This window comes from Mycobacterium sp. 852013-50091_SCH5140682, assembly GCF_001665685.1.
In the GTDB taxonomy this organism is placed as follows: domain Bacteria; phylum Actinomycetota; class Actinomycetes; order Mycobacteriales; family Mycobacteriaceae; genus Mycobacterium.
The window spans coordinates 17925-38511 of the sequence record NZ_LZTB01000030.1 but is presented as its reverse complement, the minus strand read 5'-3'; the positions used below and the strand labels follow the sequence as shown (position 1 = coordinate 38511).

Sequence of the window (20587 nt, the reverse complement as noted above, 5' to 3'; positions counted from 1 at the left end):
CGGGGGGTCTGCTGACACAGGTTGGAGGCTGCCATGGAGAGCCGCACGAAGATGTTCGGCCACGCCATTCATCCGATGTTGATCCCGTTCCCGCTGGGACTGCTCGCGACGGCCGTGGTGTTCGACATCATCTGGTTGATCAGCGACCGGCCGCCGTTCACCGCCGCCGCGGCGTTCGCGATCGCGGCGGGAATCATCGGTGGTGCAGTGGCTGCGCCGTTCGGCTGGATCGATTGGTTCAAGATTCCCGCGGGCACCCGCGCCAAACGCGTCGGCTTGGTACACGGCCTTGGCAACGGTGTGGTGCTGGTGCTCTTTGCCATCAGCTGGCTGCTGCGCCTGGGCGCCGAGGCCTGGGTCCCCACCAATTGGGCGCTGGCATGCAGTTTCCTCGCTGTCGTGCTGGCGGTCGGCACGGCGTGGCTCGGTGGTGAGCTGGTGGAGCGGCTGGGCATCGGTGTCGACGAAGGGGCCAACACCGATGCGCCGAGCTCGCTGAGCCACCGGCACGTCACCACCTGAGTGGGGGAGTGCCCGTCAGAAGTAGGCGTTGGCCGGAACCGGCGTGCCGTGCAACAGGTTCTGACCGATCACGCGGGCCTTGTAGACGACCGGGTTGTGCAGCGTGATGGTGCGGATGTTGCGCCAGTGCCGGTCCAGGTTGCGTTGCCGGCTCGCTGCGGACGCGCCGCCGAGTTCCAGCAGCCGGGTCGCGGCTTCGGGTGCCACGTCGTCGAGGTGGACTTTGACCTTGGCGACCTTGAGCTGGGCTTCCTCGGCAAGCCGCGCATCGGGCACGCCGTCGACAGCGGAGTCCGTCGCCGCGCCGATCGCCGCCGCAGCGTCCAGCACTGCCGCCCGCGCCACGTATGCGGTGCTGGCCAGCACGCCGAGCTGGCGTTGCAGCAGCGGATCCTCCGTCGGCCGTTCGGTCAGCGCGTGGCTGAAGTTGCGCTCGCGCGACCGCAGTAGCGCTACGCCGTCGTCGACCACGTTGGCCAGGATCCCGGCCACCACCGCGTGGATGAACAGCTGCAGCGACGCGTACTGCACGGTCGGGGCCGCTTCGGCGTCGTACGGGGTGTCGGAGAGCACCTCCTCGGCGGCGACGGCTACGTCATCGAAGCTCGTGGTGCCGGTACCGGTGCGCCGCTGACCGAAACCGTCCCAGTCATCGACGATGCGGACCCCGTCGCGGTCGGCCGGGATCACCACGTTGGCGACCGAGTCGTGATCGGTGGTGGCGGTGACGGTGAGGTAATCGGAGAACAGGGTGCCGGTGCTGTAGTACTTCTCACCGGTGAGCAGGTAGCCGCCGTCTTGGCCGGGTAGCAGCCGGGTGTTGAACACCAGGCTGCCCACGGCGAGGGAACCCTTCTCGCTGAACGCATTTCCGAAGATCTTGCCGTCGGCCACCTTCGCGAGCCAGCGCTGCGAGGCGGGGTCGTCGGCGGTGCGCAGCCGCTCTTCGGTGAACCAGAAATGCGTCCGGAAGATGTGCGCCACAATCGGATCCGCTTGTGCCACGTCTATCACTGCCGAAAACAGTTGGGGCACGGTCAATCCGGATCCGCCGAGCGACTCGGGCAGGCGCAGCGTGCCGAAGCCGGCTCGTTTGAGCGCGGCCACCTGATCGAATGGGTTTTCATCGTTGAGGTCTCGGTCCTTGGCGCCTGCGGCAACCTTGGCCAGTAGTTCGGTCCACTCGGGCGTTCCGGGAAGGATGCGCGTCGGGTTCTCAAGGGTCGTCATGGCACCGTTTGTACCGACGCCCCGGCATCGCAGGCACGGCTTTGGATCAGCGGGAACCGAACGCGGCACAATGGACCGCGATGACGATGAACGCGAAGCGTCGGCGCAGGCACGACAAGCTCGCCGCGCAACCCGGCGTCCGTGCGGTCCGGCGGCCGGTCACCCCGGGCGGCGATGAGCACTTCAACCTCTATTACGTGCGGTCCGGCCGCAAGTCCGCACATCCTGTGGTGATCATCCCGGGTGGGCCGGGTGTCGCGTCGGTGCAGTCCTACCAGGGGCTGCGGCGCCACGCCGCGGCCGCGGGGGCCGATGTCATCATGGTCGAGCATCGCGGCGTCGGGATGTCGCGGCACACCGACTCCGGTGCGGACCTGCCGCCCGCTGCCATCACCATCGACCAGGCCGTCGACGATCTCGCCGCGGTGCTCGACGACGCCGGGGTGGCCACCGCGACGTTCTACGGCACCTCGTACGGCACCTACCTCGCATCGGGCGTCGGCGTGCGTCATCCCGAGCGCGTCGAGGCGATGGTCCTCGATTCGCCGCTGCTGTCCACTGGGGACATCGACGCCATGCGCAGCGCCATCCGCGGCCTGCTGTGGGACGGCTCGGATCCGCAGGCCTCGGAACTCGCTCCCAAGGCTCGCGCGCTGATCGAGGCAGGCGTGTTCGGTGCCGCGGGTGGTCAGGTCGCCGGAACCCTGTACGGCTACGGTGGTGCGGCTCTGCTGGACCGCCAACTCGACCTGTTGTTGGGCGGGCACACCTTGGTGTGGTCGGCGCTGAGCCGACTGGGCCGGATGGCGACCCGAAAAGTGCCGTACCGCAACGAGTCCGATCTCGTCGGCCGGATCGCATTTCGCGAGTTGAACTACGCGGGTGTGCCCGACGGACTGCCGCTCGACCCGGCGCTGGACCCCCACCTCGGTGGGCACCCGGGGCGCTACGAGCCGTTCGATGCCGAGCCCTATGACCTGGTGACCGAGATGCCGAAGTTCGGGTGGCCCACCGTCGTCATCTCCGGGGGCCGCGACCTCACCACGCCACCGGCGATCGCCGAACGTATCGCCACGCTGGTGCCCGAAGCCGTCCTGGTATCGATGCCGACCGCCGGCCACAGCGTGCTCGACAGCCGCGAACGTGCCGCGCTGGCAGTGATCGACGCCGTCCGCAACGGGGCGGCGGAACAACTTTCGGCGATCGCCCCAGAACTTGATGCGTTGCCGGGACGGCCCGGCCTTCGGCTGGCCATGTCCGCGATCGCGGCGGCGGCCGCGTGCGAATCGGTGCTGCCGGACCGCGCGCCTACTTCATGAAGCCGATCTTGGTGTAGTCGAGGTCGCCGAGACCGGCCGGGCCGAAATTGGCCAGATTGCTGCGCAGTGCGATGTTTCCGGGCGACTGGAACAGCGGCAGGCTGAACACCTCGGCGAACAGCATCTTGTCGAGCTCGTTGGCCAGCGTCCGTGCCTTGTCGGGGTCCAATTCCCGCAGCGTCTCCTCGATCTTTGCGTCGATCTCGGGGCTGCCGATCTTGCCGAAGTTGCTCGCGCCGTTCTGGGTGTAGATCTGGGTCAGCGATCCCAGCGGGAACGCGTCGCCTTGGAATCCGAACTGCGCAATGTCGAAGTCGCCCTTGTTGATGTAGTTGGTGAAGAACCCGCTGCCGGGCTTGGTGTCGATGACGAGGTTCACGCCGATCTGCGCGAGGGTGTTCTGGGCGATCTGCGCGACCTGACGGGTACTGCCCGCGTCATAGAGCACATCGCGGATCACCAGCTGCTTGCCGTCCTTCTCCCGGAACTGTCCGTTGAGCTTCCACCCCAGGGCGTCCAGTTCGCTCTTGGCCTTCTCGGGGTCGAACGCCACCTCGGCGCTGTTGTCCTGGTAGCCCTTCTGACCGGCGACGTAGATGTGGTTGTTCAGGGGCACCGGATTGTCGGTGAGACCGCGCTGGGTGATGTTGGCGATAGCTTGCCGGTCGATGCCCTTGGCCACCGCCTGCCGCAGCGCTTTGTCGGCCAGGATGGCCCCGGGCGCGCCGTTGAACGTGAAGTGATACCAGCTGGCGCTGGGCGCGCGCCGGATGGAGATCCCCGGGGTGTTGCGCGCGATGGTCAGCTCGTCGAGCGACGTCGTTCCGGTGGCGTCGATGGCGTTGTTCTGCAGCGCCGGGATGCGCGCGGCGTCGTCCAACACCGAATAGGTGATGCTGTCCAGCAGCGGCGGGGTGCCCCACCATTTCGGATTGCGCGTCAAGGTGATTCGCTGCGCACCCCGGTCGATGTTGGACACGATGAACGGGCCCGCGGACGGCCCTGGCCCGTTGAGCTGGCCCTTGTTGAAAACCTCAGGGTTGGCAGTCATGCTCTTGGGCGACAGCATGCCGTTACCGGCGAACATGCCCTTCCAGTCCGCATACGGCTCGGCGAACGTCATGACAGCCTGCCGGTCGTCGACCCCGCGGGTGACCGACGCGACCCGTTCGCTGCCGTTGGGCGCGGCGATCACGAACGCGGGGTTCTTCCCGTTGGTCGCGTCGATCTGCGACTTGATGTCTTCCCAGGTGATCGGGGTGCCGTCGGACCACACGGCCTTTGGGTTGATTGTGTAGGTGACCACCTGCGGGTTCTTGGAGGTCAGTTCGACATTGGTGAAGTAGTCGGTGTTGACCGTCGTCGTACCGTCGGGGGCGACGGTGAAGGCCCGGGGCAGCGTCGGCCTGGCCAATGCGGCATTGTCGACGGTGTTGCCGTCCAGGTGCAGCGTGTTGAAGTTCGACGGGAACTCGGTGAGCGCCAGCCGCAGATTGCCGCCCTGCTTGAGGTTGGCAACATCCTGCGGATTGACGTCGCTGGTGGTCCCGACCTCCGCGTTGCCGCCGGCCGAGGGGACCTGACGATCACCCCCTGAGCATGCGGTCAGCGTGAGTGCGGTGGCGAGGGTGGCGATGGCGAGGCGACGCAGGTTCTTCCCGTTCACCCCGCCGATGCTAGATGCAGCAACGCGCGCTCGGGGGCATGACCCGCTCAGCGCGGCTGGGGCTGTGGCACCGCCGACAGCAGCCGCTGGGTGTACTCGTGGGCCGGGTTGGCGAAAACGATGTCGCAGGAACCCTGTTCGACGATCGTGCCCTTGTACATCACGGCGACGTCATGCGCAAGGTGTTTGACCACCGACAGGTCATGGGAAACGAACAGGTAGGACAGGCCGAATTCGTCCTGCAGATCGAGCAACAAATTGATGATGCCTGCCTGGATCGACACGTCGAGTGCCGACACGGGTTCGTCGAGCGCCAGGATCTTCGGCTGCAGTGCCAGCGCACGGGCGATGCCGATGCGTTGCTTCTGCCCGCCCGAGAATTCCGCCGGGTAGCGGCTGGCATCGGCACGCCGCAGGCCCACGATCTCCAGCAGCTCGGCCACGCGTTCGTCTGTGCGCTGCTTGTCGAAACCGTTGGCGGACAACGGTTCTGCCAATACATCGAAAACCGGGAGGCGAGGATCGAGAGAGGCAACCGGGTCCTGGAAGACCACCTGCAGGTCGGTGCGCACGGCGCGGCGCGTGTGGCGGTCAAGCGCCGCCACGTCGGTGCCCAGCATCTCGATCGAACCTGATTGCGGGGCAGCAAGGTTCAGGATCTGGTGCAGTGTGGTCGATTTACCGGAACCGGATTCGCCGACGATGCCCAAGGTGCGGCCCTGGCGCAGCTCGAAGCTGATGTTGTCCACCGCGCGGACCTCGCCGACCTGGCGACGGAACACCACGCCCTTGGTGAGCTTGTACGTCTTGGCCAGGTCCTGCACCCGCAGCACCACCGGTGCGTCGGTCGGCGGTGCCTCAGCGCGGGCGGTAGGCACGTGGTAGAGGTCCGCGGCGCTGCGGCCGTGCACGTCGTCGGTGCGGATGCACGCCGCCAGGTGGCCTGTGAGCCCAGGGTCCTCCCCGCGTGCGGTGCCGGACACCGCCACCAATTCCGGCTCGGCGTCCCGGCATTCGTCGATTGCCAGCGGACACCGGGGCGCGAACGGGCAGCCCTGCGGTGTCACGGTCAACGACGGCGGTGAACCGGGGATGGGCACCAGCCGGGTGCCCTGGGCGGCGTCCAGCCGGGGCACCGAGCCGAGCAGGCCGACCGTGTAGGGCATCCGCGCGTCGCGGTACAGCTCGCCGACGCTCGCGTCCTCGACCGCGCGCCCGGCGTACATCACCAGCGCCCGGTCGGCAAACTCGGCGACCACCCCGAGATCGTGGGTGATGATCAGCACGCCCGCCCCGGTGACATCCCGTGCGGTTTTCAGCACGTCGAGAATCTGGGCCTGCACGGTGACGTCCAACGCCGTCGTGGGCTCGTCGCAGATCAGCAGATCGGGATCGTTGGCGATGGCGATGGCGATCACCACGCGCTGGCGTTCGCCGCCCGACAGTTCGTGGGGGAACGCGCGGGCCCGTCGCTCGGGTTGCGCGATGCCGACCAGCTCCAGCAACTCGACGGCCCGCGCACGGGCGGCCCGTCGCCCCAGCTCGCGGTTGTGCACCTCGAGAGCTTCGGCGATCTGGTCGCCCACCGTGTAGACCGGGGTCAGCGCCGACATCGGGTCTTGGAAGACGGTGCCGATGGTGTTGCCGCGGATCTTCGACATCTGCGCGTCGGAGCGCCCGAGCAGTTCCTCGCCGCGCAGTCGCACCGATCCGGAGACCTCGGCGAACTCCGGTAGCAGGCCGACGACCGACATGGCGCTGGCCGATTTGCCTGCGCCGGATTCGCCGACCAGGGCCACCACCTCACCGGCGTCGACGTGGAAGCTCACGCCGCGCACGGCGGCGACCGGGTCGGCGTCGGTCGGGAACGTCACCGTCAGGTCGGTGACCTCGAGCAGCGTCATCGGCGCTTCTTCCGCCGCCGCAGCCGGCCGCTGCCCGGATCGAGGGCATCGCGCAGGCCGTCGCCGGCGAGGTTGGCGCACAGGATGATCAGCACCAGGACCCCGGCGGGGAACAGGAACACCCACGGGAACGTCGTCGCCGATTTCGTGCCGTCGGCGATCAGCGTTCCCAGCGACACGTCAGGCGGCTGGATACCGAAACCCAGGAAGCTCAAGCCTGTTTCGGCCAGGATCGCGACGCCGACATTGAGCGCGGCATCGATGATCAACAGCGACGCCACATTGGGCACGATGTGGCGCACGATGATCCGCCAACTGCGAACACCCATATACCGTGCGGCGACCACGAATTCACGTTCCCGCAGAGTCATCGTCATACCGCGCACGATGCGGGAGCTGATCATCCAGCTGAACAGTGAGAACAGGATGATCAGCCAGAAGACGCGGTCGGACTGGCCCAGTCGCGGCGTGACGATGGCGATCAGGATGAAGCTGGGCACCACCAGAAGCACGTCGACCACCCACATCAGCGCCCGGTCGCGCCAGCCGCCGAAATACCCTGCGATCGATCCGACCGTCGCGGCGATGACCGTCGAGATGAGCGCCACGCAGACGCCGATCAACATGGATTTCTGCATGCCGCGCAGGGTTTGGGCCAGCAGGTCCTGACCCAGTGCGTTGGTGCCGAACCAGTGCGTGGTCGACGGCGGTGTCTGCAGCGCGTAGTAATCGAGGTCGGTGTAGTTGTACGGCAGCAGCGGGGGCAGGGCGTAGCAGCCGACGAACATCACCGCCAGCACCACCAGCGCTGCCACGGCAGGCTTGTTGCGCATGAACCTGCGGAACACGAGTGTGCGCCGGGTGGCGAACTCCTCGGTGTGCAGGCCCGAACGCGCTGCGGTAGCGGAGGTATCGGTCACGTCACCCGCACTCTCGGGTCCAGCGCCGCGTAGATAACGTCGGACAGCAGACCGGCCAGCAGCACGACGGAGCCGGTGAACACCGTGATGGCGGCGATGATGTTGGTGTCCTGGGTGGCGATGCCCTGCACCACCCACTCGCCCATGCCGTGCCAACCAAAGATCTTCTCCACGAAGACCGCTCCGGTGACCAGTCCCGCGACGCCGTAGGCGAACAGTGTCGCCATGGGGATGAGCGCGGTGCGCAGGCCGTGTTTGAACAGGGCCTGCCGCCGCGTCAGCCCCTTGGCCCGCGCGGTGCGGATGAAGTCCTGGCCGAGCACGTCGAGCATGGCATTGCGTTGGTAGCGGCTGTATCCGGCGATGGCCGACAGGGCCAGCGTGAAGGTCGGCAGTGCGAGATGCTGCAGCCGGTCGGCGAACTGGTTCCAGCCGCCACCGACGGCGTCGGGTGAGGTCTCCCCGGTGTATTCGAAAAGCCGCACTCCCAGAATGGAATTCACGTCGAGCGCGGCCAGGATCAGCAGGTTGGCGATGACGAAGGTCGGCGTGCTGATCACCAGCAGGGACAGCAGCGTGATGACGCGATCGGAGAGCCGGTACTGCCGGATGGCGCCCCACGCACCGACGACGACGCCGATCACGGTGCCAAGCACCGATCCGATGACCAACAGCCGCAGGCTGACACCGATGCGGCGCCACAGTTCGTCGGACACCGGCTGGCCGGTCACCGTGGTGCCGAAGTCGCCACGCACAGCGCCTGCGGCCCAGTGCGCGTAGCGAATCGGGATGGGCTTGTCGAGACCGAGCTCGGCAGCCTTGGCGTCGATGGTCGACTGCGGCGGGCGCGGATTGCGCTGCAGCAGGCTGTCGAGTGGCTCGAACGTGTACGAGGTCAGGGTGAACGTCAGAAACGACGCCAGCGCCAGCAGCACGATGTAGTTGAGCAGCCGGCGCGCCAGGAAGCGCGTCATCCGGTTGGTCCCTGCTGCATGGCACACACAGTAGAAGAGGCGAGGCGCAACCGTACTGAACCTGTCGATCCGGCGCGCCAGTAACCGCCTGGTTGGGAATTTCCAGCGCGGGCTCAGCGTCTTCATAGTTGTTGCGGGTTCACTGGGTGCTACCTGGCGATTTCGCCAACGCTGACTGAATGAGATCAATCAAGGGGCGATGTCATGACCATCGGAAAACCTCAGAACGTGAAATTCATCGCTGCGATGGCCGGGGGCGCCGCGGTTGTCGCCCTCGGTGCATTGGGCCTGCTCGGCCACGAGCAGTCGTCCGCCGTCGCGACCAGCACCATGAACCTCGGGGCGACGGTCACCGAGACCACCCCGCCGACGGCTCCCGCCACGTCGATGGCTGTGCCCGGGATCAAGGGCTACAACCCGCCGGCCGGCTTCGCGACCACTCACTGACCGGCGGATCCCGCCTGCCCGATGCTGCTCACAGTGGCGGTCGGGCCGGAGCGCGTGGCCCGGACCAATACCCGGTCGGTGACCGTCCACGTGGGTTTCAGTGTCGAGGGCAATGCATAGGTCTGGCTGAACCCGTCGGTGCTCGCGACCGTCACTGAATCGGCCGTCAGCGCCGTGATCACGCCCACCTGGGTGAGTTCGGTGGTGTAGCCACCATGCCCGTCCCGCCGGACCGACTCGCTGTGAACCGTTGCGGCGTCGGCATTGTCGCGCCCGGGCTGCGCCCAGGGCGGGGGACCGTCGCCGTGGCGGCCGGGCGGGCCGGCATCACCCATGCCCGGGGAATCGGTCGCGGCGTACACCGCGGCGCCGCCGAGTCCGGCTATTGCCGCGGCGACTGAAATCGCAGCAACCGTGCGCCTCATGCTCATGGCACCTACCGTGCAGGCGTGGTCTGTGCGTCGGCTGTGAATGAATGCAGCGGCAGATGAGCGCAACTCTCACAGCTCGGGCATAGACAACGCATAGTCCGGCCCCATCGCGTCGGCGAATAATGGGCGTGTGCCTGCAGCCGTCAACGACAACGAACCCGCCCGTGCCGTGATGCGCCGCGCCGACGGCAACCCGATCCAGGTGCTCGTCGTCGACGACGAACCGGTGCTGGCCGAACTGGTGTCGATGGCGTTGCGCTACGAGGGCTGGGATATCGCAACCGCCGGTGACGGCGCCACCGCCATTGCCACGGCCCGCGAAAACCCGCCTGACGTGGTGGTGCTCGATGTGATGCTGCCCGACATGAGCGGGTTGGAGGTGTTGCAGAAGCTGCGCGAACAGATCCCGGGACTGCCGCTGCTGCTGCTCACCGCGAAGGACTCGGTGGAGGACCGGATCGCCGGTCTGACCGCGGGCGGCGACGATTACGTCACCAAACCCTTCAGCCTCGAAGAGGTCGTGCTGCGACTGCGGGCCCTGCTTCGGCGCACCGGCGTGACCAGTGAGGACGGCGGGGCCAAGATCGTCGTCGGCGACCTGGTCCTCGACGAGGACAGTCACGAGGTGACCCGCGCCGGCGAACCCATCACGCTCACCGCGACCGAATTCGAACTGCTGCGCTTCATGATGCGCAACGCCAAGCGTGTGCTGAGCAAGGCGCAGATCCTCGACCGGGTGTGGAGCTACGACTTCGGCGGCCGCTCCAACATCGTCGAGCTGTATGTGTCGTATCTGCGCAAGAAGATCGACAGTGGCCGCGAACCGATGATCCACACATTGCGTGGCGCGGGTTATGTCCTCCGGCCCCCGCGCTGAGGTGCCCGGAACCAGGTGGTGGCAGCCACGCACGTGGTCCCTGCGCCGGCGGCTGGTGCTGACCCAGGTGGCGCTGCTGGCCGTGGTGTGCGTCAGCATCGGCGTCGCGACCGAGTTTGCGCTGCAACGGTTCCTGATGAACCAACTCGACGACCAGGTCATGGAGGCCGGCCGCCGGTCGGCCGCCATCTTCGAATTGCCGCCGCCGCCACTGATGTTCCCGCCCCCGCTGGGGCCCGACGGACGGCCCATGAATCCGCCTCCGGGACGCCACCACATTCTGTTCGATCCCGAACGGGGCCCCGGGCCAGGGTTTCTCAACGCGCCCGGCCAGGCCGCCCGCACTGTAGGAGCGGTCGTCGCCCCCGGGCGGCCGATCGACGCGGGCGTGATCACCTCCGATGGTGATCGGGTGTTCGTCAGCGCCGCGGCCGCCAATCAGCTGGCCCAGGTGCCCCCCGATCACACCCCGAGGACCATCGACGTCGACGGGCTCGGCCGGTACCGGGTGATCGGCCTGCACCCGCGTCACGGCGGCCCGCAGACCATCGTGACCGGGCTGCCGACCGCAGTGGTGGACGACACCCTGCTGTGGGTGCTCGGCATGTTCGCGGTGCTGGCCGTCGTCGCGCTGATCGCCGCCACTCTCGGCGGCATCCTCATCATCCGCCGCCAATTAGCCCCGCTCTCAAGGGTTTCCGCTGCTGCTCGGGCGGTGGCCGACCTCGAACTGGACCGCGGCGAGGTGCGGCTGCCCACCCCGATCGTGAAGGTCGACCCGGCCAGCGCGCACACCGAGGTGGGGCAGCTGGGCACGTCGCTGAACCGCATGCTGGACCGCATCGCCAACGCCCTCTCCGCGCGGCATGCCAGTGAGACCCGGATCCGTCAATTCGTCGCCGACGCCAGCCATGAACTGCGGACGCCGCTGGCCGCCATCCGGGGCTACACCGAGCTGGCGCAGCGCAAACGCGACGATCTGCCCGTCGATGTCGCGCATGCGATGAACCGCGTGGAATCCGAGACCGCGCGCATGACCCAGCTGGTCGAAGACATGCTGCTGCTGGCGCGCCTCGACGCAGGCCGGCCGCTGGAACGTGAATCGGTGGACCTGTCGCGGCTGGTGGTCGACACCGTCAGCGACGCGCACGTCGCCGGGCCGCAGCATCAATGGTCGCTTGAGCTGCCCGACGACCCGGTGGTCATCGACGGCGACGACGCCCGGCTGCATCAGGTGCTGGCCAACCTGCTGGCCAACGCGCGCACCCACACCCCGCCGGGAACCTCCGTCACCGTGACCCTGGAACCCGATCACGACGGCTCGGTCGCTCTGACCGTCGCCGACGACGGGCCGGGCATACCGGAATCGCTGCAGCCCGAGGTGTTCGAACGGTTCGCTCGCGGGGACTCGTCGCGGTCGCGCCGCGAGGGCAGCACCGGGCTCGGATTGGCGATCGTCGCCGCCGTCGTCAAAGCCCACGGCGGCACCATCGGCGTGCGCAGCGCCCCAGGTGCGACGGCGTTCACCGTCCGTCTTCCCGGTGTTCAGCCCTCACAGGCTACGCACAGGTCCGACCAATCCGACACCAAGTTGCCGTCGCAACGATGAGAGTGTGAGCCTGGTTGCTGTCGACCCTGTCGTGGAAGAGGTTGGGGCTCAGGAACGGCCCTTGACGCTGCGCGCGGCCGGGCGTGAACGCCTGGCGGTGGCGGTCCTGCTGGCGGCGACCGCGGCGCTGTACCTGTGGAATCTCTCGATCAGTGGCTGGGCCAACGCGTTCTACTCCGCGGCCGCCCAGGCCGGAGGCAGCAACTGGACCGCGATGCTGTTCGGTTCCAGTGACGCGGCGAATGCCATCACCGTCGACAAGACCCCGGCCGCCCTGTGGATCGTCGACCTCTCGGTGCGGCTGTTCGGACTGAGCTCGTGGAGCATCCTGGTGCCGCAGGCGCTCGAAGGGGTCGCCGCCGTCGCGGTGCTCTACGCCGCGGTCCGCCGGGCCGCGGGCCCTACCGCGGCGCTGCTGGCCGGCGCGGTGCTGGCGCTGACGCCGGTGGCCGCGTTGATCTTCCGCTTCAACAATCCCGACGCGCTGCTGGTGTTGCTGCTGGTGGCGGCCGCCTACTGCGTACAGCGCGGTATCGAGAAAGACGCGAGCCGGTGGTGGTTCGTCGCCGCGGGTGCGGCCGTCGGCTTCGGGTTCCTGGCCAAGATGCTGCAGGCGTTCCTGGTGTTACCCGGCCTGGCCGCCGCCGCATTGACCGCGGGCGACCGGCCGTTGCGTGGCCGACTCGGTGACCTGCTGGCCGCCGCTGCGGCCATGGTGGTCAGCGGCGGTTGGTATCTGCTGCTGGTCGAGTGGTGGCCGGCGTCGTCGCGGCCCTACATCGGTGGATCACAACACGACAGCATCGTCGAACTCGTGTTGGGCTACAACGGTTTCGGCAGGCTCACCGGTGACGAGACCGGTGGTCTCGGCAACATGAACTTCGACGTGGGCGCTGGGCGGCTGTTCGGCTCGCAGATGGGCGCCGACATCGCCTGGCTGCTACCGGCCGCGCTGATCTGCCTGGCCGCCGGCGTGCTCATCACCCGGCGTGCGCCCCGCACCGACCGGACCCGGGCCGCGCTGCTGCTGTGGGGCGGCTGGCTGCTGGTCACCGCGGCGGTGTTCAGCTTCATGAACGGCATCGTGCACCCGTACTACACCGTGGCACTGGCGCCTGCGGTGGCTGCCCTGATCGGCATTGGGTCGACGCTGATGTGGCAGCGGCGCAACGATATCCGGGCTGCGACCGCGATGTCGGGCGCAGTGCTCGTCACGGCGATCCTCGCTGCGGTACTGCTGGCCCGCCAGGGCGATCCCATGCCGTGGCTGCGGGCCGCCGTCGCGGTCGGGGGAGTGGGATCCGCTGCGCTGCTACTGGTGAACGGATGGCTGGACCGCCGGGTGGTTCCCGCCGTGGCGACCCTGGCGCTGCTGTCCTGTCTCGCCGGGCCCGCGGCCTATGCCGTCGCGACCGCGGCCAACCCGCACAGCGGCGCCATCCCGTCGGTGGGACCGTCGCGCGGCGGTGGCCCGTTCGGCGGCTTCGGTGGCATGTTCGGCGCACCCGAACCCGGCCCCGCGCTGACGGCGCGCCTGTCCGCCGACGCCGCGCAGTACACGTGGGCGGCAGCGGTGGTGGGGTCGAGCAACGCTGCCGGTTACCAATTAGCCACGGGCGCACCGGTTATGGCGGTCGGAGGATTCAACGGCACCGATCCCGCGCCGACCCTCGACGAGTTCATCGGCAATGTTGATGCACACCGGATCCACTACTTCATCCAGAGCCGGATCATGGGCGGTTTCGGCGGCGGCGCAAGCAGCGGCAGCCAGGAGGCCTCCCGCATCGCCGAGTGGGTCGAGAACCATTTCACCCCGATCACCGTCGACGACGTGACCATCTACGACTTGACGCACCGTGGCCAGAACACATAGCCGGCGCATAGCTTCGCCCAACGGGGAACACACACCACCGGAGAATTCTGAAGACATGACAGAAATCGCCACGCGGTCGGACTTCGACTTCGACGACGTTCAGCCAGGCCGGTTCCATTTCGCGTCGCGGCCCAACGCCGCGGTGGCCGCCCGTGCGGCGGGTGTCCCGGTACTCGACGTCGTGGTGCCGGTGTACAACGAGCAGGCGGCGCTTGCGCATTCGGTGCGCCGGCTGCACCGCTACCTGCGGGAGAACTTCGCGATGCCGACGCGCATCACCATCGCCGACAACGCCAGCGTCGACGACACCCCGCTGATCGCCGCCGAACTGGCCGCCGAACTCGACGACGTGCGCGTCGTACGGCTGGAACAGAAGGGCCGCGGCCGTGCCCTGCACGCGGTCTGGTCCACCTCGGACGCCCCGGTGCTGGCCTACATGGACGTCGATCTGTCGACCGATCTCGCCGCGCTGGCCCCGCTCGTCGCTCCGCTCATCTCCGGGCACTCCGATCTGGCGATCGGCACGCGCTTGAGCCGCGGCTCCCGGGTGGTCCGCGGCGCCAAGCGTGAATTCATCTCGCGCTGCTACAACCTGATCCTGAAATCGACGCTGTCGGCCCGGTTCTCCGACGCGCAGTGCGGGTTCAAGGCCATCCGCGCCGATGTGGCGCACGAGCTGCTGCCGTACGTCGCCGACACCGGCTGGTTCTTCGACACCGAGCTGCTGGTGCTCGCCGAGCGCAGCGGGCTGCGGATCCACGAGGTGCCCGTGGACTGGGTCGACGACCCGGACAGCCGCGTCGACATCATCGCCACCGCCACCGCCGATCTCAAGGGCATCGGCCGGTTGTTGCGCGGGTTCGCCAACGGTTCGATCCCGGTCAATACCATTGCCGCCCAACTTGGTTCGTCACGTAAGTCCGGCCCGCCGAGCTCCCTGCTCCGCCAGGCGGTGCGGTTCGGGGCCGTCGGGGTGGTGTCCACGCTGGCCTACCTGCTGCTGTTCATGGCGCTGCGGTCGGGCCTCGGCGCCCAGGCGGCGAACCTGGTCGCGCTGCTGGTGACCGCGATCGGCAACACCGCGGCCAACCGGAGGTTCACCTTCGGCATCGCGGGCGCGGGCAATGTCACGCGGCATCATTTCGAAGGCCTCATCGTGTTCGGGATCGCGTTGTCGATCACCAGTGGTTCCCTGGGCCTGCTGCACCTGCTGACCCCGGTCCCGCATCGCGCGGTCGAGCTCGGTGTGCTGGTCGCGGCGAATCTGGTGGCCACCGTTGTCCGCTTCGTGCTGTTGCGCGGCTGGGTGTTCCACCCGGCCCGGACGCGACGCTGAACCGCCACAGACTGAAAGACGACGCAGATGTTGACTACCACTGATCCACAATTGGACGCCGTGACGGTATCCGGTGAAACCCCCGACCCGGTGCAACCCAGCTGGGTGCGGCCCTCCTACTGGGTGCTGCTCGCGGCGACCGCGGTGCTGTATCTGTGGGCGTTGGGTTCCGCGGGATGGGCCAACAGCTACTACGCCGCGGCCGCCCAGGCCGGAACCCAGTCCTGGAAGGCCTGGCTGTTCGGGTCGCTGGATCCGGGTAACGCCATCACGGTCGACAAACCACCCGCCGCGATGTGGGCAATGGGCTTGTCCGGCAGGCTCTTCGGCTTCAACGAGTTCACCCAGCTGCTGCCGCAGGCATTGATGGGCGTGGCCGCGGTGGCCGTGCTCTATGCGACGGTGCGACGCAGCAGCGGTCCTGGTGCGGCGCTGCTCGCCGGTGCGGTGCTCGCGGTGACCCCGGTGGCCACGGCGATGTTCCGCTACAACAACCCCGACGCGTTGCTGGTGCTGCTGCTCGTGGTGGCCGCCTACTGCATGGTGCGCGCGATCGAGAACGGCGGTACCCGCTGGGTGGCGTTGACCGGTGTCGTGGTGGGCTTCGCGTTCCTGACCAAGATGTTGCAGGCGTTCCTGCCGCTGCCCGGGCTGGCCCTGGCGTTCCTGGTGGCCGCCCCCATCCCGCTGTGGAAGCGCATCGGCGCGCTGGCCGTCGGCGTGGCCGCGATGATCGTGTCGGCCGGCTGGTACATCGCCCTCGTGACGCTCTGGCCCGCGGACTCCCGGCCCTACATCGCGGGCTCGACCGACAACAGCCTGCTGCAACTGGCCTTCGGCTACAACGGAATCGACCGTATCGTCGGGCAGAACCAGCCCGGTGGCGGATTCGGGCACGGCCCCGGCGGCGGTGGTGGGCCGAACCTGTTCTTCGGCGGCCAAGCTGGCATCGGCCGCATGTTCGGCCAGTCGATGGGCACCGAGGCGTCCTGGCTGCTGCCCGCCGCGCTGACAGGTCTGGTGGCCCTGCTGTGGCTGACCCGGCGGGCCGTGCGGACCGACAAGCTGCGTGCCGGCGCGCTGCTCTGGGGAGGCTGGCTGCTGGTCACCGGTGCGGTGTTCAGCTTCATGGACGGCACCATCCACCCGTACTACACCGTGGCCTTGGCCCCGGCGATCGCCGCGCTGGTGGGCATGTCGGTGGCCGCACTGTGGCCGCTGCGGGCACAGGTGCTGCCCCGCCTGGTGCTCGCAATAATGTTGGCGGCCACCGGAATCTGGGCCTTCGTCCTGCTCGACCGCACACCGGACTGGGTGCCCGCACTGCGCTGGATCGTCGTCATCGGCGCCGTCGTGACCGCGGTGGTGCTGGCCGTCGGCGGCAACCGGCTGGGCCGCGCGAGCGCGGTCGTCGCCTTGGCGGCCATGGTGTTCGGGCTCGGCGCGACCGTGGCCTATTCGATCGAGACGGTGGTGAACAGTCACAGCAGCGGGCCGATGCCGACGGCAGGCCCCAAGCGCGACATGGGATTTGGCGGTCCGGGCGGGCATGGCGGCCCTGGCGGCTTCGGCAAGGCCGACGACGTGGCCCTCGGTGAGCTGATGACCGGACTCAACAACCGTTGGGCCGCAGCGAGTGTCGGCTCGATGATGGTGAGCGACCTGGAGCTCAAGACCGGCGCCTCGCTGATGGCGATCGGTGGGTTCACCGGCGGCGACAACTCGCCCACGTTGGCGCAGTTCCAGCAATACGTCGCCAACGGAGATGTGCGGTACTTCTTCGACCGGCCCGCCGGCGATCACGGCGGCCCGCCACACGATCCGCACGGCAGTGCCGGGGACATCACCAACTGGGTGAAGGCGCACTTCACCCCGCAGGAGATCGGCGGGATCACGGTCTACGACCTGCAGCACCCCCGCGCCTAGCGTTTTCCCGCAGGGTTTTCCGCGCACGTTTTCCACGCGAGAAGACGTGGGGGTACCCCGACACGCCGGTGTTGGGGTACCCCCGTGTCTTTTCGCCGTAAAAAGTCACGCCGATTCTGACCGGTGACCACGGGTGGCCGAGCGACTAGGTTCCGGCGCATGTCTGTGACCGACGAGTACCTGGCCAACAACGCGGAATACGCCAAGACCTTCACGGGCCCGCTGCCTTTGCCGCCGAGCAAGCACGTCGCGGTGGTGGCCTGCATGGACGCCCGGTTGGACGTCTACCGCATCCTCGGGTTGGGCGACGGTGAGGCACACGTCATCCGCAACGCGGGCGGTGTCGTCACCGATGACGAGATCCGGTCACTGGCCATCAGTCAACGGCTGCTGGGCACCAAAGAGATCATCCTCATCCACCACACCGATTGCGGCATGCTGACTTTCACCGACGACGAGTTCAAGCGCAGCATCCAAGACGAGACCGGCATCAAGCCCGGGTGGGCCGCGGAGTCCTTCTCCGATCTGGAAGAGGATGTCCGGCAGTCGCTGCGGCGCATAGCGGCCAACCCATTCGTCACCAAGCACGAATCACTGCGCGGCTTCATATTCGACGTCGCCACCGGCAAGCTCGACGAGGTGGCGCCCTAACCGACCTTGTACGTGGCGATCGCCTTGGCCACGGGTTCACCGGCGGGGGTGATGACGTCGACTTCGCAGTGCACCAAGGCTTTTCCCTGCCGCAGTGCGTGGCCGACGCCGATCAGGTCGGTCGCGCGGGCCGGGGCCAGGTATTGCAGAGCCATCGACACCGTCACCCCGCGCAGGGAATCGGGGACATCGGCGCGGGCCCACGCGGCTGCCATCACCGTGACATCGGCCAGCGCCGCGATGGCGCCGCCGTGCACCATGTCGCCGAGGGTGACGTTGCCGGGATCCCACGGCAGGCGTAGCCGCACGACGCCGTCGGCCGCGTCGAGCGATTCGGCGACGATGCCGAGCTTCGCCACGAACGGGGACTGCGGGATGAACTGCGCCATGACTTCCGGTCCGGTCTGGGTACCCATGGCACCGTAGTCTGCGCACCGCCGGTCATCGGTTCAATTACCTGCCAAGTAATGCCACTAGATTTGCACCGGTGTCGACACCAGAGCCTCAACCGTTTCCCCGGAGCATGGCCCTGCTCGTGGCCGGCGCGTTCTTTATGGAGATTCTCGACGCCACCATCATCACCCCGGCCATTCCGCTGATCGCGTCGTCGCTGCACGTCGATGTCGTCGATGTCAGCGTCGCGATCTCGGCCTACCTGGTGACCGTGGCCGTGCTGATCCCGGCGAGCGGCTGGTTGGCCGACCGGTTCGGCATCCGGCCGGTGTTCATCGCCGCCATCGCGGTGTTCACCCTGGCATCGATCGGGTGTGCGGTGAGCGTCTCGCTGCCCATGCTCGTCGGTATGCGGGTGCTGCAGGGGATCGGCGGCGCGATGATGGTGCCGGTCGGGCGGCTCGCGGTGCTGCGCTACAGCGACAAGTCCGACCTGGTCCGGGCAATCGCCCTGCTGACATGGCCGGCGCTGGCCGCACCCGTGCTGGCGCCGGTGCTCGGCGGCGGTATCGCCACCCTGGGCAGTTGGCGGTGGATCTTCGCCGTCAATGTGCCCATCGGGATCATCGGATTCCTCTTGGCGCTCAAGCTGATCCGCGGTGCACCGACACCGTCACCCCGCACCCTGGACTGGCCCGGCCTGCTGGCGCTGGGGTCGGGGATCGCCGCGGCCTTGATCGCGCTGGAGCATGTCCGGGTATCAGGCACGGACTGGGGCCTCGTCGTGGGGTGTGCTGTCGCGGCCGTCGTCCTGCTCGGGGGTGCGGTGTGGCATCTGCTGCGGGCGTCGTCACCGCTCGTGCAGCTGCGGGTGCTGCGGGTGCCGACGCTGCGCATCACGGTGTCGGCCGGGTCGCTGTACCGCATGGTGATCACCGCCGTGCCGTTCCTGCTGCCGCTGCAGTACCAGCTGGTGTTCGGGTGGACACCGTTCGCGGCCGGTGTGATGGTGGCCGCCCTGTTCGCGGGCAACCTGACCATCAAGCCGATCACCACGCCGTTGATGCGCCGGTTCGGCATCCGGACGGTGCTGCTCGTCAACGGTGTGCTGTCGGTCGGCTGGTTCGGGCTGTTGGCGCTGTTGCGGCCGGGCCTGCCCATCGTGCTGATGGCCGCGATTCTCTATGTCAGCGGGGCGCTGCGCTCCATCGGCTTCACCGCCTACAACAGCCTGGCATTTTCCGACGTCGAGGGGGATCGGCTGACGCACGCCAACACGCTCAACGCGTCGGTGCAGGAACTCGCGGCGGGCCTCGGCGTCGCGGTGGCTGCCCTGCTGCTCAGCCAGCTGGCGTCCTACCAGTGGACCTATCTGGTCCTCGGCGCGCTGCTGGCGTTGACGATCGTGGAGTCGCTGCGGCTGCCGCGCACGGCCGGGGCGCATGTCAGCGGGCATGACGGCTGACCTGCCGGCGTTGACACTCACAACGGATCCCGATAGATTCCTGGCCATGCTTGCAATCCTGGCCATTTCTACCAACTTAATGGAGAAGTGATGACCGCAACGCTCAAGGCTGAAAAACAAGCCGGCCACTACGAGCTGAGCCATCTGCGCTCGCTCGAAGCCGAAGCCATCCACATCATCCGCGAGGTCGCCGCCGAGTTCGAGCGTCCCGTGCTGCTGTTCTCCGGCGGCAAGGACTCGATCGTCATGCTGCATCTGGCCATCAAGGCGTTCAAGCCGGGGCGTCTGCCGTTCCCGGTGATGCACGTCGACACCGGCCACAACTTCGACGAGGTGCTGGCCGCGCGCGACGAGTTGGTCGCCGAGCACGGCGTGCGGCTCGTGGTGGCCAAGGTGCAGGACGACATCGACGCCGGCCGCGTCGTCGAGACCATCCCGTCGCGCAACCCGCTGCAGACCGTCACGTTGCTGCGCGCCATCCGGGAGAACAAGTTCGACGCCGCATTCGGCGGCGCTCGCCGCGACGAGGAGAAGGCCCGCGCCAAGGAGCGGGTGTTCAGCTTCCGCGACGAGTTCGGCCAGTGGGACCCCAAGGCGCAACGCCCCGAGTTGTGGAATCTGTACAACGGCCGCCACCACAAGGGCGAGCACATCCGCGTCTTCCCGTTGTCGAACTGGACCGAGTTCGACATCTGGTCCTACATCGGCGCAGAAAAGATCAAGCTGCCGACAATCTATTACGCCCACCAACGCAAGGTTTTTGAGCGCGACGGCATGCTGCTCGCCGTGCACAAGCACTTGCAGCCGCGCAAAGATGAGCCCGTGAGCGAGAAGTCCGTGCGCTTCCGTACCGTCGGCGACGTCACCTGCACCGGCTGCGTCGAATCGACAGCGGCGACGGTGTCCGAGGTGATCGCCGAGACGGCGGTGTCGCGGCTCACCGAGCGCGGCGCGACCCGCGCCGACGACCGGATCTCCGAGGCAGGTATGGAAGATCGCAAGCGGGAGGGCTACTTCTGATGGGGCGAGCGAAGCGACGGCGGA

Annotated in this window: 18 protein-coding genes; 11 read left to right on the top strand and 7 right to left on the bottom strand. The window is 67.8% G+C overall.

Annotated features, from left to right (window positions below):
- The first annotated feature begins 33 nt into the window (after positions 1-33).
- Positions 34-522, top strand: coding sequence for a DUF2231 domain-containing protein (locus tag A5784_RS10385; protein ID WP_064944823.1), 489 nt, complete (start codon positions 34-36; stop codon positions 520-522).
- A 15-nt stretch (positions 523-537) separates the two neighbouring features.
- Here A5784_RS10385 and A5784_RS10380 read toward each other — a convergent pair whose 3' ends face one another.
- Positions 538-1752: an acyl-CoA dehydrogenase family protein gene (locus A5784_RS10380; RefSeq protein WP_064944822.1), complete on the bottom strand. Its 1215-nt coding sequence runs from the start codon at positions 1750-1752 to the stop codon at positions 538-540.
- A gap of 80 nt (positions 1753-1832) precedes the next feature.
- On the opposite strand from A5784_RS10380, the gene A5784_RS10375 reads away from it, so the two are divergent.
- Positions 1833-3071, top strand: a complete 1239-nt coding sequence (locus A5784_RS10375) for an alpha/beta hydrolase (RefSeq protein ID WP_064944864.1) — start codon at positions 1833-1835, stop codon at positions 3069-3071.
- On the opposite strand, the gene A5784_RS10370 is transcribed toward A5784_RS10375, so the two are convergent.
- The 4 genes from A5784_RS10370 to A5784_RS10355 are packed head-to-tail and all read right to left on the bottom strand — an operon-like array spanning position 3061 to position 8535.
- Positions 3061-4737, bottom strand: a complete 1677-nt coding sequence (locus A5784_RS10370; protein ID WP_064944821.1) for an ABC transporter family substrate-binding protein — start codon at positions 4735-4737, stop codon at positions 3061-3063. The genes A5784_RS10375 and A5784_RS10370 overlap by 11 nt on opposite strands.
- Positions 4738-4784: 47 nt before the next feature.
- The gene (locus A5784_RS10365) at positions 4785-6641 is read right to left on the bottom strand and encodes a dipeptide ABC transporter ATP-binding protein (protein ID WP_064944820.1); all 1857 of its coding nucleotides are present in this window, start codon (positions 6639-6641) and stop codon (positions 4785-4787) included.
- Positions 6638-7525 (bottom strand): ABC transporter permease, encoded by an 888-nt coding sequence (locus tag A5784_RS10360; RefSeq protein WP_286159416.1) that lies wholly within the window; start codon positions 7523-7525, stop codon positions 6638-6640. Before A5784_RS10360 ends, A5784_RS10365 begins: the two co-directional genes overlap by 4 nt.
- Before the next feature lie 32 nt (positions 7526-7557).
- Positions 7558-8535 carry an ABC transporter permease gene (locus A5784_RS10355; RefSeq protein ID WP_064944818.1) on the bottom strand — a complete coding sequence of 326 codons (978 nt, stop codon included), beginning with the start codon at positions 8533-8535 and terminating at the stop codon, positions 7558-7560.
- Between the two features lie 204 nt (positions 8536-8739).
- Here A5784_RS10355 and A5784_RS10350 point away from each other — a divergent pair, with 204 nt between their 5' ends.
- Positions 8740-8982 carry a hypothetical protein gene (locus A5784_RS10350; protein ID WP_029366778.1) on the top strand — a complete coding sequence of 81 codons (243 nt, stop codon included), beginning with the start codon at positions 8740-8742 and terminating at the stop codon, positions 8980-8982.
- Here A5784_RS10350 and A5784_RS10345 read toward each other — a convergent pair.
- Positions 8976-9413 (bottom strand): hypothetical protein, encoded by a 438-nt coding sequence (locus tag A5784_RS10345; RefSeq protein WP_064944817.1) that lies wholly within the window; start codon positions 9411-9413, stop codon positions 8976-8978. The two genes, A5784_RS10350 and A5784_RS10345, sit on opposite strands and share 7 nt — an antisense overlap.
- A gap of 172 nt (positions 9414-9585) precedes the next feature.
- On the opposite strand from A5784_RS10345, the gene A5784_RS10340 reads away from it, so the two are divergent.
- The 6 genes from A5784_RS10340 to A5784_RS10315 all read left to right on the top strand — a co-directional run bounded on the left by A5784_RS10340 (position 9586) and on the right by A5784_RS10315 (position 17685).
- The gene (locus tag A5784_RS10340; protein ID WP_064944863.1) at positions 9586-10290 is read left to right on the top strand and encodes a response regulator transcription factor; all 705 of its coding nucleotides are present in this window, start codon (positions 9586-9588) and stop codon (positions 10288-10290) included.
- Positions 10268-11899, top strand: coding sequence for a sensor histidine kinase (locus tag A5784_RS10335; protein ID WP_064944816.1), 1632 nt, complete (start codon positions 10268-10270; stop codon positions 11897-11899). Before A5784_RS10340 ends, A5784_RS10335 begins: the two co-directional genes overlap by 23 nt.
- Before the next feature lie 4 nt (positions 11900-11903).
- Entirely contained in the window at positions 11904-13772 is a 1869-nt protein-coding gene (locus A5784_RS10330) for a glycosyltransferase family 39 protein (RefSeq protein ID WP_064944815.1), read from the top strand.
- 55 nt (positions 13773-13827) lie between these two features.
- Positions 13828-15108 (top strand): bifunctional glycosyltransferase family 2/GtrA family protein, encoded by a 1281-nt coding sequence (locus A5784_RS10325; protein WP_064944814.1) that lies wholly within the window; start codon positions 13828-13830, stop codon positions 15106-15108.
- 27 nt (positions 15109-15135) lie between these two features.
- Positions 15136-17034: an ArnT family glycosyltransferase gene (locus A5784_RS10320; protein WP_156750485.1), complete on the top strand. Its 1899-nt coding sequence runs from the start codon at positions 15136-15138 to the stop codon at positions 17032-17034.
- A 159-nt stretch (positions 17035-17193) separates the two neighbouring features.
- Entirely contained in the window at positions 17194-17685 is a 492-nt protein-coding gene (locus A5784_RS10315) for a beta-class carbonic anhydrase (protein WP_064944813.1), read from the top strand.
- Here the strand turns inward: A5784_RS10315 and A5784_RS10310 are convergent.
- The gene (locus tag A5784_RS10310; protein ID WP_064944812.1) at positions 17682-18101 is read right to left on the bottom strand and encodes a PaaI family thioesterase; all 420 of its coding nucleotides are present in this window, start codon (positions 18099-18101) and stop codon (positions 17682-17684) included. The genes A5784_RS10315 and A5784_RS10310 overlap by 4 nt on opposite strands.
- A 107-nt stretch (positions 18102-18208) precedes the next feature.
- Here A5784_RS10310 and A5784_RS10305 point away from each other — a divergent pair, with 107 nt between their 5' ends.
- On the top strand, positions 18209-19543 hold the full coding sequence (locus A5784_RS10305; RefSeq protein ID WP_064944811.1) for an MFS transporter: 1335 nt from the start codon (positions 18209-18211) through the stop codon (positions 19541-19543).
- A 90-nt stretch (positions 19544-19633) separates the two neighbouring features.
- Positions 19634-20563, top strand: coding sequence for a sulfate adenylyltransferase subunit CysD (cysD, locus tag A5784_RS10300; protein WP_064944810.1), 930 nt, complete (start codon positions 19634-19636; stop codon positions 20561-20563).
- The last annotated feature ends 24 nt before the right edge of the window (positions 20564-20587 follow it).

Coding starts and splice junctions, on each gene's coding strand:
- A5784_RS10385 (WP_064944823.1), top strand. CDS start 34: ATGGAGAGCCGCACGAAGATGTTCGGCCACGCCATTCATCCGATGTTG.
- A5784_RS10380 (WP_064944822.1), bottom strand. CDS start 1,752: ATGACGACCCTTGAGAACCCGACGCGCATCCTTCCCGGAACGCCCGAG.
- A5784_RS10375 (WP_064944864.1), top strand. CDS start 1,833: ATGACGATGAACGCGAAGCGTCGGCGCAGGCACGACAAGCTCGCCGCG.
- A5784_RS10365 (WP_064944820.1), bottom strand. CDS start 6,641: ATGACGCTGCTCGAGGTCACCGACCTGACGGTGACGTTCCCGACCGAC.
- A5784_RS10355 (WP_064944818.1), bottom strand. CDS start 8,535: ATGACGCGCTTCCTGGCGCGCCGGCTGCTCAACTACATCGTGCTGCTG.
- A5784_RS10350 (WP_029366778.1), top strand. CDS start 8,740: ATGACCATCGGAAAACCTCAGAACGTGAAATTCATCGCTGCGATGGCC.
- A5784_RS10345 (WP_064944817.1), bottom strand. CDS start 9,413: ATGAGCATGAGGCGCACGGTTGCTGCGATTTCAGTCGCCGCGGCAATA.
- A5784_RS10340 (WP_064944863.1), top strand. CDS start 9,586: ATGCGCCGCGCCGACGGCAACCCGATCCAGGTGCTCGTCGTCGACGAC.
- A5784_RS10335 (WP_064944816.1), top strand. CDS start 10,268: ATGTCCTCCGGCCCCCGCGCTGAGGTGCCCGGAACCAGGTGGTGGCAG.
- A5784_RS10325 (WP_064944814.1), top strand. CDS start 13,828: ATGACAGAAATCGCCACGCGGTCGGACTTCGACTTCGACGACGTTCAG.
- A5784_RS10320 (WP_156750485.1), top strand. CDS start 15,136: ATGTTGACTACCACTGATCCACAATTGGACGCCGTGACGGTATCCGGT.
- A5784_RS10315 (WP_064944813.1), top strand. CDS start 17,194: ATGTCTGTGACCGACGAGTACCTGGCCAACAACGCGGAATACGCCAAG.
- A5784_RS10310 (WP_064944812.1), bottom strand. CDS start 18,101: ATGGGTACCCAGACCGGACCGGAAGTCATGGCGCAGTTCATCCCGCAG.
- A5784_RS10305 (WP_064944811.1), top strand. CDS start 18,209: ATGGCCCTGCTCGTGGCCGGCGCGTTCTTTATGGAGATTCTCGACGCC.
- cysD (WP_064944810.1), top strand. CDS start 19,634: ATGACCGCAACGCTCAAGGCTGAAAAACAAGCCGGCCACTACGAGCTG.